15 protein-coding genes are annotated in these 15,183 nt (G+C 68.1%); 13 read left to right on the top strand and 2 right to left on the bottom strand.

The features are described 5' to 3' along the window. Positions 1-64 precede the first annotated feature (64 nt). The gene (locus GIW57_RS07405) at positions 65-205 is read left to right on the top strand and encodes a hypothetical protein (protein ID WP_165780968.1); all 141 of its coding nucleotides are present in this window, start codon (positions 65-67) and stop codon (positions 203-205) included. 8 nt (positions 206-213) lie between these two features. Here GIW57_RS07405 and GIW57_RS07400 read toward each other — a convergent pair whose 3' ends face one another. Both GIW57_RS07400 and GIW57_RS07395 read right to left on the bottom strand, forming a co-directional pair. Then, complete coding sequence (locus GIW57_RS07400; protein ID WP_089240061.1) at positions 214-501, bottom strand: hypothetical protein; 288 nt, start codon at positions 499-501, stop codon at positions 214-216. A gap of 40 nt (positions 502-541) precedes the next feature. Beyond that, entirely contained in the window at positions 542-1,309 is a 768-nt protein-coding gene (locus tag GIW57_RS07395; RefSeq protein ID WP_100464576.1) for a MipA/OmpV family protein, read from the bottom strand. Between the two features lie 144 nt (positions 1,310-1,453). Between GIW57_RS07395 and GIW57_RS07390 the strand changes: the two genes are divergently transcribed. The 12 genes from GIW57_RS07390 to pgsA all read left to right on the top strand — a co-directional run bounded on the left by GIW57_RS07390 (position 1,454) and on the right by pgsA (position 15,038). Further along, on the top strand, positions 1,454-2,125 hold the full coding sequence (locus tag GIW57_RS07390; protein WP_025875225.1) for a response regulator transcription factor: 672 nt from the start codon (positions 1,454-1,456) through the stop codon (positions 2,123-2,125). A 1-nt stretch (position 2,126) separates the two neighbouring features. Continuing rightward, positions 2,127-3,470 carry a HAMP domain-containing sensor histidine kinase gene (locus GIW57_RS07385; protein ID WP_100464580.1) on the top strand — a complete coding sequence of 448 codons (1,344 nt, stop codon included), beginning with the start codon at positions 2,127-2,129 and terminating at the stop codon, positions 3,468-3,470. A 70-nt stretch (positions 3,471-3,540) separates the two neighbouring features. Then, positions 3,541-5,952 carry a DNA internalization-related competence protein ComEC/Rec2 gene (locus GIW57_RS07380; RefSeq protein ID WP_236509745.1) on the top strand — a complete coding sequence of 804 codons (2,412 nt, stop codon included), beginning with the start codon at positions 3,541-3,543 and terminating at the stop codon, positions 5,950-5,952. Between the two features lie 3 nt (positions 5,953-5,955). After that, the gene (locus tag GIW57_RS07375) at positions 5,956-6,618 is read left to right on the top strand and encodes a MotA/TolQ/ExbB proton channel family protein (RefSeq protein WP_025875219.1); all 663 of its coding nucleotides are present in this window, start codon (positions 5,956-5,958) and stop codon (positions 6,616-6,618) included. Positions 6,619-6,621: 3 nt separating this feature from the next. Next, complete coding sequence (locus GIW57_RS07370; RefSeq protein WP_025875217.1) at positions 6,622-7,044, top strand: biopolymer transporter ExbD; 423 nt, start codon at positions 6,622-6,624, stop codon at positions 7,042-7,044. Continuing rightward, positions 7,041-8,789 carry a lipid A export permease/ATP-binding protein MsbA gene (msbA, locus tag GIW57_RS07365; RefSeq protein WP_236509743.1) on the top strand — a complete coding sequence of 583 codons (1,749 nt, stop codon included), beginning with the start codon at positions 7,041-7,043 and terminating at the stop codon, positions 8,787-8,789. Before GIW57_RS07370 ends, msbA begins: the two co-directional genes overlap by 4 nt. After that, positions 8,789-9,808, top strand: coding sequence for a tetraacyldisaccharide 4'-kinase (lpxK, locus tag GIW57_RS07360; protein ID WP_108265378.1), 1,020 nt, complete (start codon positions 8,789-8,791; stop codon positions 9,806-9,808). The genes msbA and lpxK overlap by 1 nt, the downstream gene beginning before the upstream one ends. 74 nt (positions 9,809-9,882) lie before the next feature. Further along, positions 9,883-10,656: a 3-deoxy-manno-octulosonate cytidylyltransferase gene (gene kdsB / locus GIW57_RS07355; protein ID WP_236509742.1), complete on the top strand. Its 774-nt coding sequence runs from the start codon at positions 9,883-9,885 to the stop codon at positions 10,654-10,656. After that, on the top strand, positions 10,653-11,141 hold the full coding sequence (locus tag GIW57_RS07350; protein ID WP_236509740.1) for a low molecular weight protein-tyrosine-phosphatase: 489 nt from the start codon (positions 10,653-10,655) through the stop codon (positions 11,139-11,141). The genes kdsB and GIW57_RS07350 overlap by 4 nt, the downstream gene beginning before the upstream one ends. Beyond that, complete coding sequence (locus GIW57_RS07345; protein WP_236509738.1) at positions 11,138-12,550, top strand: hypothetical protein; 1,413 nt, start codon at positions 11,138-11,140, stop codon at positions 12,548-12,550. Before GIW57_RS07350 ends, GIW57_RS07345 begins: the two co-directional genes overlap by 4 nt. Next, complete coding sequence (uvrC, locus tag GIW57_RS07340; protein WP_100464607.1) at positions 12,547-14,391, top strand: excinuclease ABC subunit UvrC; 1,845 nt, start codon at positions 12,547-12,549, stop codon at positions 14,389-14,391. Before GIW57_RS07345 ends, uvrC begins: the two co-directional genes overlap by 4 nt. A gap of 17 nt (positions 14,392-14,408) precedes the next feature. After that, complete coding sequence (gene pgsA / locus GIW57_RS07335; protein WP_089240079.1) at positions 14,409-15,038, top strand: CDP-diacylglycerol--glycerol-3-phosphate 3-phosphatidyltransferase; 630 nt, start codon at positions 14,409-14,411, stop codon at positions 15,036-15,038. Positions 15,039-15,183 lie beyond the last annotated feature (145 nt).

The following is a 15,183-nucleotide window of genomic DNA, read 5'->3' as shown; positions in this document are numbered from 1 at the left end:
AGCAACAGGATTGTCAAGCTTTTGTATCATCGGTGACGCAGTTCCCAAACCACAGGACGCCACCATGAGTGACCATGCTCCCGTTTCACGGCCGAACCCGATCATCGATCTGCTGTTCGGCGGCAACATGCTGGAAGGCACCTTCAAAGCGGTGGTGTGGGTCGCACTTTTGTCTGCGGTCCTGGCCTGGACAACCTTCCGCTGACGCAGTGCTCAGGCAGCGGTGAAGGCCTGCCGCAGGCTGCGCAGCGTTGCCTGCCGATATTGGGCCGCACACGGCTCACCCATCTCCAGTTCCTGCAGGCGCAGGCCAACCAGGGTCATCGACAGGGCGTAGCCGCGCGCCGCATCCGCAGCGCGCGACAGGCCAAGTGCACGTCGGGTCAGTGCGTCCACATGATCCATGTCCGGCAGCAGGCCCAGGTAGGCGCGCTCGGCGCTGTCCAGATCCGGCGCGCGCAGGATCGCGTTGGCATCGGCGGTGGGGGTGACAGCGGCCATGCTGGATCCTTGCTTGTTGGTGGAATGGATGCGGGTTCGGTCAGAACGCGCGCATCAGCGAGATGAAAGCGGATGTCTGGCTGCTGCGTCGTGCCATCGGGCTGTCCTCGACGGCATCACCGAACCACTGGTTGGCGACCACGCCGGTTGCGCGCCATTTCGTACCCAGTGGCGTGCTGACCGCGATCTGCAGGCTCGGCGAGGTGGCACTGCCGGGCTTGTAGGCTGCCAGCCCGGAGCGCAGGGCTTCCTCGCCGCTGATACCGTAGTAGTAGTCGAGCAGGCGGGCGCTGGAATGCACCACGCCCACGCGCGGCACCCAGGTGAAGCGACCGGCCTGGATCGGATAGCTGTAATGCAGGCTTGATTCAACACCGCCGCCATGCCCGCTCACTTCGCGCTTCACGCTGGCCGCAATCGCACCCCAGTCCGCGCTGTAGTCGACATTGATGCCTACCATCGCCGACATCTGCCGGCTGTGCAGGCGGCGCAGCTGCGGATCGTTCACGTCGTCGGTCTTGAAGCGCAACGTGTAGGGCGTCGCCACGGCCGACAGGCGCAGGCCATCGGCCTTGTACAGGTTCATGCCGAGCGAGCCGGGGCTGGCGAAGAAGCGCTTGCCCTGCCAGGACAGCGCCGGCAGCACCAGCGGCTTGTCGTCATAGTGCGCGTAGGCACCGGTCGTCGCGCCGAAGGTGATGCCGGCCTGGACACCCGGGCGCTGTTCCTGCGCGTTTGCCAGCAGCGGCGTGGAGAGAACGACGGTGCACAGCAGGGGGCGCAGCAGGGCGGGGGGCAGTGAAGTCATCAACGTACTACTTTGCGGGGATGGCGATGCATGCTGCGCGCACAACATTGTCGGAACATTGCGCAGGCGCAATCTGCTGGAATCGGCGCCACTTGCACGCCGAAGGCACTATGATCGGCTCCGTTTCCGGTTGCCGAGCCCCCGATGCGCATTCTCCTGGTCGAAGATGATCCCGATCTCTCGCGAGCCCTGCAGTCCGGGCTGGAGCGCCAGGGTGTGGTCGCCGACGTGGTCGGCAGCCTGGCCGAGGCGGCGCTCGCCCTGCGTGAGCCGGTGCACCAGCTGATGCTGCTTGATCGGCAGCTGCCGGACGGTGATGGTGTGGGCTTCGTGGCAACCGCCCGTGCCCTGCGACCGAACCTGGCGGTGATCATGCTCACCGCCAAAGGTGGGCTGTCGGACAAGGTGGAGGGGCTGGATGTCGGCGCCGATGACTACCTGGTCAAGCCGGTGGCGATCGAAGAGCTGATGGCGCGCATACGCGCCGTATCGCGTCGACCGTCGGCGATGGTGACCCCCCGGTTGCGGCTGGGCCGGCTGGAGTTTGATTTCGAATCGCTGCAGGCGCAGGTGGATGGACAGCCGGTCGCATTGCCGCGGCGGCAGGTGCTGGTGCTGCAGGCGCTGGCGATGCGGCAGGGTCGCACGGTCACCCGCAGTGCGCTGGAAGCGGCGGTGTACGGGTTCGATGATGAGATCCAGTCCAATGCACTCGACGCGCATATCTCAAAGCTGCGCAAGGCACTGCAGCAGGCCGGGGCAGGCGTGGAGATCCACGTGATCCGTGGCGTCGGTTACCTCTTGGCGGAGGCCTGAGATGGCGCGACCGATCCGTTCGATCACGCTGGGGCTGGCGTGGCGGCTGTTCCTGGCGCAGGCCTTCACGGTGTTGTTCGCCGTCGTCGCGCTGATCCTGACCTGGGGCGACAAGGACACCTGGGGCATGGACATGTTCATGGCCGAGAGCGCGGCCAACGCCGTGCACAGCGAAGGCGGCCGGCTGGTGCTGGATGAAACACGCTGGCAGAAGCTCGACGCGCGTGCCGGCGGCAACCTGTGGTTTGCCGCAGTGGATGATCGCGGTGCATGGCTGCAGCGCGGCACGCTGCCTGCCATCCACGCGCCGCTGCTGGCCCGCCTGCCGACACTGGGCGCCACCGAGCTGGGTTCGCTGGTACCGCCCTACCTGGACGTGGCGCGGGTGATGATCCGCAACGAAGACGGCCGCCGCATCACGGTGATGGTGGGCGGAGCGCCGAAGGGCGGCCTGCTGGATGGCGCATTGATGGTGCTGCGGTTGATCGGCCTGTGGTTCTTCCTGCCGTTGATCGTGGTCACGCTGCTGGTGATGCCGACGGTGATCCATCGCGCCATGCGTGGCGTGCGCCGGTCCGCGCAGCAGGCCAAGGAGCTGGATATCGGCCAGCCTGGTGCGCGCCTGGACGCGCAGCTGGTGTCGACCGAGGTGGCGCCTCTGGTCGAAGCGTTCAACGATGCGATCGACAAGGTGCAGCAGGGCTACGCAGCACGCGACAAGTTCCTGGCCGATGCTGCGCATGAACTGCGGGTGCCGATTGCGGTGGTGCAGGCGCGCTTGTCGCAGTTGCCGCAGGGGGAACTGAAATCGCAGTTGCTGACCGATGTCGCCCGCCTCGGCAACGTCGCCGAGCACCTGCTCGACCTGCAGCGCCTGGACAGGAACATCGCCGCGTTGCAGCGGCTGGACCTGGCGCATGTCGTGCGCGAAGCGGCCGCCGACCTCGCGCCGCTGGTCGTTGGCGCCGGCTATGGCTTCGAGGTGGATGCGCCGGAGACGCCGGTATGGATCCATGGTGATGGCCTGGCCCTTGGCCGGGTGATCGCCAATCTGGTGCACAACGCCATCGTCCACGGCGGTGGGCGCGGCACCATCTGCGTGCGTCTGGACCGGCAGGGCCTGCTGGAAGTCAGCGATCAGGGTGCCGGTGTGCCGGTCGGTGACCGCGAGGCGATCTTCGAGCCGTTCCACCGCCTGCGCGCCGCCGGCAGCGGCAGCGGCCTGGGCCTGCATCTGGTCAAGGAAATCGTGCAGCACCACGGCGGCACGGTGAGCGTGGGCGAGGCCGTTGGGGGCGGCGCCAGTTTCCGGGTCAACTTCCACCGCGGCAGCGTGCGTCGCTAGTGGGGCGCTGACAGCACCACACGGCGTTGCCTGATGGTTGAGTGAGGCCATACCTCGGCACGCTGTGTCGATGGCTGCCGATCGGACCTTGTCACCGTTGCTGGGCCCCGCATGCGCAGCCGCTCTGGTCACCGGCGCGTTGGCTTGCGTGCTGTTGCCTGTGTTGCCACCGCTATGGGCTTCTGTTCCGGTGGCCGCCGTGGCGGCGTTGGGCTGGGTGCTGCGCTGGCGCGGGCGTGCCGCGGCCGCGCTGCTGTTCGGCCTGGCCTGGCCGTGCTGCCATGGGTATTGGGCGCTGCAGGCGCAGCTTCCGGCCGGTGCTGCTGCGCGGGATGTGCTCGTCCGGGGACAGGTTGTCGACCTGCCGAAGCAAGCGCCTGGATACACCCGGTTCGAGTTCCGTGTCGATGCGTCCGATGCGATGCCGACGCTGCGTGGCAAGCGGCTGCAGGTGCTCTGGCACGCGCCCCGGCGCGGGCCGGTCGACGCCGGGACTGATCACAGGCATCGCCTGCACGCTGGCGCGGACTGGCAGTTGTCGCTGCGCGTGCGGCCGCCACGCTCGCGCATCAACCCGGGGGGCTTCGATGGCGAGCGGCATGCGCTGCTGAACGGGCTGGCTGGGAACGGCAGCGTGCGTGATGCGAGCGCCACCCGGCAGCTGCGCCCCGCGCATGGCCTGCCCGCCTGGCGCGAGCGCACCAGTGCGGCCATCGCCAGGCAGATCGCACACCCGTCGGCGCGGTTCATCCAGGCCCTGGCACTGGGTGATACGCGGGGTCTGTCCGATGTCGACTGGGCGCAGCTGCGCGCGCTGGGCCTCACCCACCTGATCGCCATCTCCGGCTTCCATGTCGGTCTGGTGGCGGGCTTCGCCGCGTTGCTGTGTTCCGCGCTCTGGCGATCCTGGTCTGGGCTTGCCGGGTTCTGGCCACGACCGCAGGCGGCGGCCTGCGCGGCGGCGGTGGCAGCGGCCGGCTATGCCGTTGTTGCAGGCAGCGAGCTGCCGACCGTGCGCACCGCGTTGATGATCGCGGTGGTGGCCCTGGCGCGTGTCGTCCGCCGCCCGGTGACGGTGGCACAGGGCCTGGCGCTGGCCGCGCTGGCGATGCTGCTGCCGGCCCCGCTGTCGGTGCTGTCTGCGGGCTTCTGGCTCAGCTTCGGCGGCGTCCTGTGGTTGTTGTGGTGCCTGCCGCAGGGGCGGCCGAAGGGGTTCGTCGCAATGCTGCGCGGCGCCTTGGCAGGACAGGGGGTCGCCAGCGTCGCACTGTTGCCGCTGGCAGTGGCGCTGTTTGGCGGCACCGCGCGGCTGGGGCCGCTGGTGAATCTGCCGGTCATTCCGCTGTGGAGCCTGCTGGTGGTGCCTCTGGCTCTGCTGGGAACCGCTCTGGAGGCCCTGCGCAGCGGGGCAGGGCAGTGGCCCTGGCGCGCGGCAGCCTGGGTGTTCGATGCCAGTTGGCAGCTGATGCAGCCGTTGGCCGAGCACCCGCAGGCGATGTGGTGGCTGGCGCAGGGGCCCGCCTGGGCGCTGCCGGCGGCGTTGCTGGGGGTGTTCTGGTGGCTGTTGCCACGCGGTGCTGGCGCGGTGCTCGCCGGCTCATTGTTGTGCCTGCCGTTGCTGTGGCCGGCACGATCGGCGCCGCAGCAGGGCGAGCTGGAACTGGTGGTGCACGATGTCGGCCAGGGCACCGCAGTGCTGCTGCGGACCGCCCACCACGCACTCTGGTACGACGTCGGGCCTCCGGCAGGCAGCGAAGGCGAGGAGCGGACGCTGCTGCCGACGCTACGGGCGTTGGGGCAGTTGCCGCCGGCGCGGGTGATGATCAGTCACGATCATCTGGACCACAGCGGCAACCTCGCCGCGTTGCGCCGGCAACTGCCGGGGTTGGAGGTACTGGCGCCACGGGGCAGTGCGATTGCCACTGCCGGCACCTGCCAACAGGGACTGCGCTGGCAATGGGACGGGGTCGATTTCCAGGTACTGCACCCGCCTGACGCTGTCCCGGTCGCTGGCATGAAGGGCGCCGACAACGAGGCCAGTTGCGTGCTGCGGGTTGCCGGCGCACATGGGGTGGTGTTGCTGCCCGGCGACATCGGCCGGCCAGGTGAGCAGGCGCTGCTGGCGGGCGCTGCTGGCGCCCTGCGTGCGGACGTGGTGCTGGTGCCGCATCACGGCAGCGGAGGCAGCTCCACTCCGGGCTGGGTGAAGGCGGTGGCGCCGCAGCTGGCGGTGGTCTCGGCCGGGCACCAGAACCGCTTTGGCCACCCGAAGCGTGACGTGGTGCAGCGCTGGCAGGCGGCCGGCGCCGAAGTGCTGTCCACCGCCGAGTCCGGCGCGATCCGCGTATGGCTTGGCGCACAAGGCCTGCAGCTGCGTGAACAGCGTATCCACGCAGCGCGGTGGTGGGATGCCGCTGGGCGGGCACGGTCGGCTGCTATCCTATCGCCGATCGAACAAGCGGCCGTTGGGCCGGAGGGTTGAAACGTGTGGGAACTGGTCAAGGCCGGTGGCTGGCCGATGGTGCCGCTGCTGCTGTTGGGCGTACTGGCTTTGGCGATCGTCCTGGAGCGTTTCTGGTCCCTGCGGCGTAACGAGGTGCTGCCGCCTGGCCTGGGCCAGGAAGTGCGCAACTGGGCCGCGCGCGGCAAGCTCGACCCGGCGCACCTGCAGACCCTGCGGGCCAATTCGCCGCTGGGCGCCCTGCTGGCCGCCGCACTGGAAGCGCGCAACCGCCCGCGCGACCAGATCCGCGAGCGCATCGAAGACACCGGTCGCCACCTGGTGCACCGCATGGAGCGTTTCCTCAACGCGCTGGGCACCATCGCCTCGGCCGGCCCGCTGCTGGGCCTGCTCGGCACCGTGGTCGGCATGATCCAGATGTTCCTGGGTATCCTCGACCACGGCGTGGGTGATGTGAACCAGCTTGCCGGCGGTATCGGCAAGGCGCTGGTGTGCACCGCCACCGGCATGATCGTGGCGATCCCGGCGCTGATGTTCCACCGCTTCTTCAAGGGCCGTATCCACGGCTACGTGGTGGAGATGGAGCAGGAAGCCAGTGCATTGCTGGATACGCTGGATGGCCGCCCCGGGGTGATGACCCCTGCGCCTGCCGCGCGTGCGTCCTCTGCCGCCACGGCAAAGGCCTGATCGATGCGTATCGGCAACGACCGGTCCCAGGATGAACCGCATATCGACCTGGTGCCGCTGATCGACGTCATCCTGGTGCTGATCATCTTTTTCGTGGTCACCACCACCTTCGATGCGCGTTCGACCCTGCAGGTGCAGCTGCCAACCGCCAGCCAGCAGCAGACCAACGAGCCGCCGCGCTCGCTGAGCGTGCTGATCAACGCGGATGGCCGCTACTTCGTCAACGATCAGGAAGTGCTGCGCAGCGACGTCGAGTCGGTCAAGCAGACGATCGCGGCCGTCGCTGGCAGCGATCGTGAACAGACCGTGCTGCTGCGTGCCGACGCCCGCACTCCCTACCAGGCCGTGGTCACCGCGCAGGATGCGCTGGGCCAGCTCGGCTTCCGTCGTATCGCCATTGCAACAGCGCCAGAGGTGCGTCCATGAGTTCCCATCACGCGCCAGTGTGGCCGATCTACAAACGTCTGCTGGGCTATACCCGCACCTACTGGGTGTTCATGATCGGCGCGGTCATCGCGATGGTGGTCGAAGCCCTGGCCGGCTATCACTTCACCAAGCTGATGGAGCCACTGGTCAACCGCGGCTTCGTCAACCCTGAGCCGCGCATGGCGGTGATCCTGCCGCTGACCATCCTCGGCCTGTTCCTGATGCGCAGCGTGGCCACCTGGGTCAGCGACTACACGCTGGCCAAGACCGGACGCAGCGTGGTCCGCGACCTGCGCGAACAGGTGCTGCAGAAGTACCTGCACCTGCCGTCCTCGCACTTCGATGCCGAGGCGACGCCGGTGATGGTCAGCCGCCTGAACTTCGATACCGAACAGGTCACCCAGGCCAGTGCCGACGCGCTGAAGACCGTGGTCGCCGATACCCTGACCATCATCGCCATGCTGGCGGTGATGCTGCAGATGAGCGTCAAGGTGACCCTGGCGATGCTGGTGGTGGTGCCGCTGATCGGCGTGATCGTTTCCTACGTGGGCAAGCGTTACCGGCGTATCAGCCGCGGCATCCAGGACGGCATGGGTACCATGGCGCAGACTGCGGAGCAGTCGCTGGCCGCGCAGCAGGAAGTGAAGGTGCACGGCACCCAGCAGCACGAGATCTCGCGCTACTCGCGCCTGGCCAACCGCATGCTGGCGCTGAACATGAAGGTGGAAGTGACCCGCGCGGCCGCCTCCAGCGTGGTCCAGTTCCTGGCGGCGCTGGCGCTGGCGGTGATCGTATGGGTGTCCACCCGCGAGGCGTTGGCCGGCAAGCTCAATGCGGGCCAGTTCATGGGTCTGATGACCTCGATGATGGCCATCATTCCGTCGCTGCGCCGGCTGACCAGCGTGCAGACCTCGATCTCGCGCGGCGTGGCCGCTGCCGAGCGTCTGTTCGGCATCATCGACATGCCGGTCGAGCGCGACGAAGGCAAGCACACGGTGCAGCGCGTACGCGGCGAACTCGCCTTCGAGCACGTCATGCTGCGTTACCGTGAAGACAGCGGCATCGCCCTGGACGACATCAGCTTCGTTGCCAGGCCGGGTACGGTCACCGCCATCGTCGGTCGTTCCGGCAGCGGCAAGACCAGCCTGATCCGGTTGGTGCCACGCTTCTACGAACCCAACGGTGGCCGCATCCTGCTCGACGGCGTCGCCCTGGATGACTATCCGCTGGCCGATCTGCGCAGGCAGGTGGCCATCGTCGGCCAGAAGGTGATGCTGTTTGACGACACCATCGCGGCCAACATCGCCTACGGCATGGATGCAACCGACGAGCAGATCCGGGCGGCGGCCGAAGCTGCCAATGCCTGGGAGTTCATCGCACGCATGCCGCAGCAGCTGCAGACGGCGGTAGGTGAGAATGGTGCGCTGCTGTCCGGCGGCCAACGCCAGCGCCTGGCGATCGCCCGCGCGATCCTGCGCGATGCGCCGATCCTGATCCTGGACGAGGCCACCGCGGCGCTGGACAACGAATCCGAGCGCCTGGTGCAGGATGCGCTGCAGCGCTTGATGCCCGAGCGCACCACGCTGGTGATCGCACACCGCCTGTCGACCATCGAGCATGCCGACCAGGTGCTGGTGATGGACCATGGCCGCATCGTTGAACGCGGCACCCACCAGGAACTGCTGTCGATGGGTGGCCTGTACCAGCACCTGCACAACATGCAGTTCCGCGATAGGCAGGACTGATGGCGGACAAAGGTACACAGACCCCGCCGTACTGGTATGACGGCAGCCCGGTGCCGTGGCCGATGCGATTGCTGGCACCGCTGTACGCGGGCGTCACCGCGCTGCGCCGGCGCCTGTACCGGCGTGGCTGGCGCAAGCGCCATGCGCTGGCGGTGCCGGTCATCGTGGTCGGCAACATCACCGCCGGCGGCACCGGCAAGACGCCGCTGACCATCGCCCTGGTCGAGCGCCTGCGCGCCGCCGGCTGGAAGCCCGGCGTGGCCAGTCGCGGCTATGGTCGCGAAGAAGCGGACAAGGCACGTTGGGTGGAAGCCGATACGCCGACCGCCCTTGGTGGCGACGAACCGGTGCTGATCGCCTGGAAAACCGGCGTGCCGGTACGCGTGGACAGCGATCGCGTGGCGGCGGGCAAGGCGCTGATTGCCGCCGGCTGCGACGTGATCGTCTGCGATGACGGCCTGCAGCACTACCGGCTGGCGCGCGACATCGAGATCGAGGTGGTCGATGCCCAGCGCCGCTATGGCAATGGACGGATGATTCCGGCCGGCCCGCTGCGCGAGCCGGTCAGCCGCGCCGCCGAATGCGATTTCCGGGTGGTCAACCTGGGCCAGGCGGATGAAGCGACGGCTGCCCAGGCCTGCGGCTTCGGCCAATGGCCGATGGCCCTGCACATCGACAGTGCACAACCGCTGGCTGGCGGACGGGCGCGCCCCCTTGCGTACTTCGCGGGCCAGCGCGTGCATGCCGTGGCCGGCATCGCCCATCCGCAACGCTTCTTCGACATGCTGCGCGCGCGTGCGATCGGCGTCGTGCCGCACGCCTTTCCGGACCATCATGCCTACCAGCCGCAGGATCTGTCCTTTGGCAGCCAGTTGCCGGTGCTGATGACCGAAAAGGATGCCGTGAAGTGCCGCGCGTTCGCCAACGACTGGCAGTACGCCGTGCCGCTGCGTGCCGAGATGCCTGCTGCTTTCTGGATCGCGTTGACCGATCGCCTGGACAAGCTGCGACCGAACTGAGGGGCCGTGCGGCGCTTGCAAACGCATGCCGCCGGCCGCATTCCTGATCTATTGCGCCTGCCGAGTACCCCTGCATGACCGACTTCGTTGTTGCCATCCCGGCCCGTTATGCCGCTTCGCGGCTGCCGGGCAAGCCGCTGCGCCTGCTGGGCGGAGAACCCATGGTGCTGCATGTGGCCCGCCGCGCGCTGCATGCCGGCGCGAGCGAGGTATGGGTCGCGACCGACGACCAGCGCATCGCCGACGCATTGTCCGGTCTGGCGGATGTGAAGGTGGCGATGACCGCTGCTTCGCATGCCTCCGGTACTGATCGCCTGGCCGAATGCTCGCGCATTGCTGGCTGGGCTGATGACACCGTGGTGGTGAACCTGCAGGGTGATGAACCGTTCGCACCGGCCGCCGGCATCCGCGCCGTGGCCGCGGCACTGCAGGAGGGCCGCGCGCCGATGTCGACCCTGGCCACGCCGGTCGAGGATGCACACACGTTGTTCGACCCGAACGTGGTCAAGCTGGTGCGCAACGTCCGCAACGAGGCCATGTACTTCAGTCGTGCGCCCATTGCCTGGCACCGCGATGGCTTCGCCCGCAGCCGCGAGATCCTGCCCGAGGGCCACCAGTGGCTGCGCCACATCGGCATCTATGGCTACCGTGCCGGCTTCCTGCAGCAGTTCGCCTCGATGCCCGCAGGCACGTTGGAACAGGTGGAATCGCTGGAGCAGTTGCGTGTGCTGGAAGCGGGCTACCCGATCGCCGTGGCGATCTCGCCGGAGCCCTTCCCGCCGGGTATCGACACCCCTGAAGACCTGCAGCGCGCCGAAACGCTGCTGCAGGCGATGGCGGCGCGATGAAGCTGCTGGTCGTCTGCCTCGGCAACATCTGCCGCTCGCCGATGGCCGAAGGTGCGCTGCGCGCCCGCCTGGATGCCTCGGCGCTGGCCGGGCGGGTGCAGGTCGATTCGGCCGGCACCGGCGACTGGCATGTGGGCCAGCCACCCGACCGGCGAGCCATCGCGTGCGCGGCCGGGCATGGCGTGGACCTTGGCAGCCTGCGCGCGCGGCAGCTGCGGCCGCAGGACTTCGACACCTTCGACTGGATACTGTGCGCCGACGAGGCCAATCTGCGTGACGCCGCGCGCCTTGCCAGCGCGGCCCAGCGCGAGCGCCTGGCGCTGTACCTGCCGTGGTCGGGCGGGCAGGGCGAACGCGCGATTCCCGATCCCTATACCGGTGGCAGCGATCATTTCGAACAGGTCTGGTCGCTGGTCGACGCCGCTGCCGAACGTACCGTGGCACGCCTGTTGCATCACGCCGACTCCGGCATAATCGGGCCATGAACATCCAGCCCGTCCCGGACCTGCCCGAGTTCGCCGCCTGGCTCAATGCCGCGCCCTGCACCCTGACGGAACTGCGTGGCCGGCCGGTCGCGCTGTTGTTCGTCAACGCGGCTTCCGCGTGGAGCGCGCAACGGCTGGCCGAATTCAGCCAGTGGCTGTCACGCCACCCTGGCAAGCTGCAACCTCTGGTGCTGCAGGTACCGCGCTTCGATTTCGAGCGTGATGCCACTGCTGCGTTGAAACTGTTGCGCCGGCAGGGCCTGACCATGCCGGTGCTGCTCGATGCCGATTGGGATGGCTGGCGCCGCTTCGGCGTCACCGCCTGGCCGACCATGGTGCTGCTGGACGCGCAGGGCCGCGAACAGCAGCGGTTGATCGGCCAGGGCACGCCCGGTGAGCTGGAGCGGGCCCTGAATGCCCTCTGCGAGGGTGCGCCGTCGGCCCCTTCGCGCGGCGGCAGCGAACTGCACCCCGAGCCGCGCCAGGCGCTGCGATTCCCGATGGGTCTGGCGGTGAACCAGGAACGGCTGTACATCGCCGACAGTGGCCACCACCGCGTCCTGGAATGCAGTCACGGCGGCCGCGTGCTGCGTCAGTTCGGCCTGGGCACCGCCGACTTCATGGACGGCAATCTCGCCGAAGCCGCCTTCCATCGGCCGCTGGCGCTGGCGCTGGAGCGTGAGTCGCTGTACGTGGCCGACACCGGCAACCACGCCGTGCGCCGCATCAACCTGCTGACCGGCCTGGTCGACACCCTGTGCGGCAACGGTCGTCCGGGTGCTCCCGAGGAAGGGCCGGTGGCGCAGCCTCGGCAGGTGTCGCTGGATCATCCGGTTGGCCTGGCCATCGCCGAAAACCAGCTGCACATCGCCATGGCCGGCGACAACCGCATCTGGAGCTATCACCTCGGCCAGCGCAGCCTGCAGTGGCGCGCCGGCAGCGGCGCCATCGACGAGCGCGACGGCAGCGGCCACCTGGCCGCGTTCGCCCAGCCCACCGCCGTGGCCGTGGTCCAGCAGGTGCTGTACGTGGCCGACGCACTGGGCTCTTCGGTCCGTTCGCTGCAGCTGCGCGGCGATCTGGTGCAGACCCTGGTCGGGCAGGGCACCTGGCGCTTCGGTGAAGGCGATGGCCCGCGCGCGCAGGCCAGCCTGCAGTTCCCGCAGGCGATCGCATTGAGTCCGGATGCGCCGTTGTTGTGGATCGCCGATACCGGCAATGGCCGCCTGCGCACGTTGCGCCTGGGCGGCGGCGAACTGACCACCCAGCCATTGCCGCGGCGCCTGCACGGCCCGGCCGGTCTGGCCGTCGGCGCCGGTGCCGTATGGATCGCCGAGACGGATTCCCACGCCGTACTGCGTCTGGACCCTGACAGCGGCGTGCTCAGCGAAGTGCCGATCAGCGAATGACCGTTGTTCCCGTCCCGCCCTTCGATGGCAAGGCATTCGCGGCCCAGCTGAGTACCGCCCCGGGCGTGTACCGCATGTATGCCGCCGACGACACACTGCTGTACGTCGGCAAGGCCCGCGCGTTGCGCAACCGCGTGGGCAGTTACTTCAACGGCAGTCCGAAGAACGCGCGCATCATGTCGATGCTCTCGCAGATCGTGCGCATGGACGTGACCGTGACGCGCTCGGAAGCCGAGGCGCTGCTGCTGGAAAACCAGCTGATCAAATCACTGTCGCCGCGCTACAACGTGTCCTTGCGCGACGACAAGACCTATCCGCATGTGCTGCTGACCCGCGAGGACTGGCCGCGCATCGCCCTGCATCGTGGCCCGCGCGCCATTCCCGGGCGCTATTTCGGGCCGTATCCGGGCGTCACTGCGGTGCGCGAGACGCTGAACCTGATGCACAAGCTGTTCAAGCTGCGCAGCTGCGAAGACAGCGTGTTCCGCAACCGCTCCCGGCCCTGCCTGCAGTATCAGATCGGGCGCTGCAGCGCGCCGTGCGTGGAGCTGGTGCCAGCCGCGGACTACGCCGAGTCGGTGCGCCGCGCGGCGATGTTCCTGGAAGGCAAGAGCGACGAGCTGACCCGGGAACTGGGCGAGCAGATGCAGGCAGCCAGCGAAGCGCTTGAATTCGAGCAGGCCGCGCGCCTGCGCGATCTGATCACTTCATTGCGCAGCATGCAGACCCGACAGTACGTGGACGGTCGCGCGGCCGACCTGGACGTGCTGGCGGTAGCCATGCAGGGCTCGCAGGCCTGCGTGATGCTGCTGGCCTTCCGCGACGGCCGCAACCTGGGCACCCGGCCGTTCTTCCCCCGCACCAACGGTGAGGAAAGCCCGGACGAAGTACTGGCGGCCTTTGTTTCGCAGTACTACATTGAATTCGATCCGCCGCGCGAGATCCTGCTCGACCGCGAAATTCCTGATGCCGACTTGATTGGTTCTGCACTGTCGGCCTCGGCCGAGCGCAAGGTGCAGTTGAAATGGAACGTCCGTGGCGAGCGCGCCGGCTACCTGGAACTGGCCAGCCGCAACGCGCAATTGACCCTGGCCACCGAGATCAACAGCCGCACCGCGCAGCACGCGCGCAGCGAAGCGCTGCGGGTGATGCTGGGGTTGGCCGAACCGGTGAAGCGGGTGGAGTGCTTCGACATCAGCCATACCATGGGGGAAGCCACCGTGGCCTCCTGTGTGGTGTTCGATGCTGCCGGCCCGGTGCGTGCGCAGTATCGCCGTTTCAACATCAGTGGCATCGAGCCAGGCGATGATTACGCCGCGATGCGCCAGGCCATCGACCGCCGCTTCCGCCGCGCGGTGGAAGAGCAGGGCGTGCTGCCGGACGTGCTGCTGATCGACGGTGGCGCTGGCCAGCTGGCGCAGGCGCAGGCGGCGTTGGCCGATCTGGGCGTGGAAGGCGTGCTGCTGGTGGGTGTGGCCAAGGGCGTGGAACGCCGTGCCGGCCATGAAGCCCTGGTGATGCCCGATGGCCGCGAACTGCGCCCGGGTGCGGCTGATCCCGCCCTGCAGTTCATCCAGCAGGTGCGCGATGAAGCGCACCGCTTTGCCATTACCGGCCATCGCGGGCGCCGGCAGAAGGCGCGGATGACCAGCAAACTGGAAGATATCCCCGGCATCGGGCCGCGCAGGCGCGCCAGCCTGCTGAAGCATTTCGGCGGCTTGGTCGGCCTGAAAGCCGCCGGAGAAGCGGAAATCGCCAAGGTGGAGGGCATCAATGACGCCCTCGCAGCGCGCATCTACGCTAACCTGCACGGGTTGGCCGCGCCTGATCCGGCCGAGTAGAGAGAGAACCAAGCCGCATGACGTTGACCCTGCCCACCTGGCTGACCCTGTTGCGGATCGTGATGATCCCGGTGCTGGTGCTGGTGTTCTACCTGCCCTACACCTGGACCAACTTCGCATCGGCGGCGATCTTCGGTCTGGCCGCGATCACCGACTGGCTTGATGGCTGGATCGCGCGTCGCTACGGCCTGGAGTCGGCGTTCGGCGCCTTCCTCGACCCGGTCGCGGACAAGCTGATGGTGGCGGTGGCGCTGTTCCTGATCGTGCAGGGTCATCCGACCCCGTGGATGGCGTTCTGGGCGGCGGTGATCGTCGGTCGCGAGATCGCGGTGTCGGCGCTGCGCGAGTGGATGGCCGAACTCGGCCAGCGCGCCAAAGTGCGCGTGGCCATGATCGGCAAGGTCAAGACCACCGCGCAGATGGTCGCGCTGTTGTGCCTGCTGTATTCGGTGGCGCCCAATGTGCCGGTCAACGACATCTGGATGGGCCCGCCGGTATTCCATATCGGTGACTGGACCCTGGCCATTGCCGCGGTGCTGACCCTGTGGTCGGGCCTGCAGTACCTGCACGCCGCCTGGCCGAGCCTGCGTGATGATGAGCGTGCTGCGCGCGAGCGTTCGCGGCAGAAGAAGCTGGGCAACGGCTGAGGAATTGCCGGTGCCGGATCCCTTTCCGCAGGAAAGGGCTCTGACGCCGGGGACGTCTCCATCCACGCATGGCGTGGATCTACCGGGTATGCGTTCTACGCGGGGTGCCTCCATCCGCGCGTGGCGTGGATCTACGGGAATGTGG

The sequence above is a fragment of the Stenotrophomonas sp. PA-6-5C genome (assembly GCF_021605635.1).
Taxonomy (GTDB): Bacteria; Pseudomonadota; Gammaproteobacteria; order Xanthomonadales; family Xanthomonadaceae; genus Stenotrophomonas; species Stenotrophomonas lactitubi.
The sequence above is the reverse complement of the archived record's forward strand: the minus strand, read 5'-3'. Positions and strand labels throughout refer to the sequence as shown.

Excerpts from the sequence above, each read along its gene's own strand:
- GIW57_RS07405 (WP_165780968.1), top strand. The coding sequence starts at position 65 with ATGAGTGACCATGCTCCCGTTTCACGGCCGAACCCGATCATCGATCTG.
- GIW57_RS07400 (WP_089240061.1), bottom strand. The coding sequence starts at position 501 with ATGGCCGCTGTCACCCCCACCGCCGATGCCAACGCGATCCTGCGCGCG.
- GIW57_RS07395 (WP_100464576.1), bottom strand. The coding sequence starts at position 1,309 with ATGACTTCACTGCCCCCCGCCCTGCTGCGCCCCCTGCTGTGCACCGTC.
- GIW57_RS07390 (WP_025875225.1), top strand. The coding sequence starts at position 1,454 with ATGCGCATTCTCCTGGTCGAAGATGATCCCGATCTCTCGCGAGCCCTG.
- GIW57_RS07385 (WP_100464580.1), top strand. The coding sequence starts at position 2,127 with ATGGCGCGACCGATCCGTTCGATCACGCTGGGGCTGGCGTGGCGGCTG.
- GIW57_RS07380 (WP_236509745.1), top strand. The coding sequence starts at position 3,541 with ATGGCTGCCGATCGGACCTTGTCACCGTTGCTGGGCCCCGCATGCGCA.
- GIW57_RS07370 (WP_025875217.1), top strand. The coding sequence starts at position 6,622 with ATGCGTATCGGCAACGACCGGTCCCAGGATGAACCGCATATCGACCTG.
- msbA (WP_236509743.1), top strand. The coding sequence starts at position 7,041 with ATGAGTTCCCATCACGCGCCAGTGTGGCCGATCTACAAACGTCTGCTG.
- lpxK (WP_108265378.1), top strand. The coding sequence starts at position 8,789 with ATGGCGGACAAAGGTACACAGACCCCGCCGTACTGGTATGACGGCAGC.
- kdsB (WP_236509742.1), top strand. The coding sequence starts at position 9,883 with ATGACCGACTTCGTTGTTGCCATCCCGGCCCGTTATGCCGCTTCGCGG.
- GIW57_RS07350 (WP_236509740.1), top strand. The coding sequence starts at position 10,653 with ATGAAGCTGCTGGTCGTCTGCCTCGGCAACATCTGCCGCTCGCCGATG.
- GIW57_RS07345 (WP_236509738.1), top strand. The coding sequence starts at position 11,138 with ATGAACATCCAGCCCGTCCCGGACCTGCCCGAGTTCGCCGCCTGGCTC.
- uvrC (WP_100464607.1), top strand. The coding sequence starts at position 12,547 with ATGACCGTTGTTCCCGTCCCGCCCTTCGATGGCAAGGCATTCGCGGCC.
- pgsA (WP_089240079.1), top strand. The coding sequence starts at position 14,409 with ATGACGTTGACCCTGCCCACCTGGCTGACCCTGTTGCGGATCGTGATG.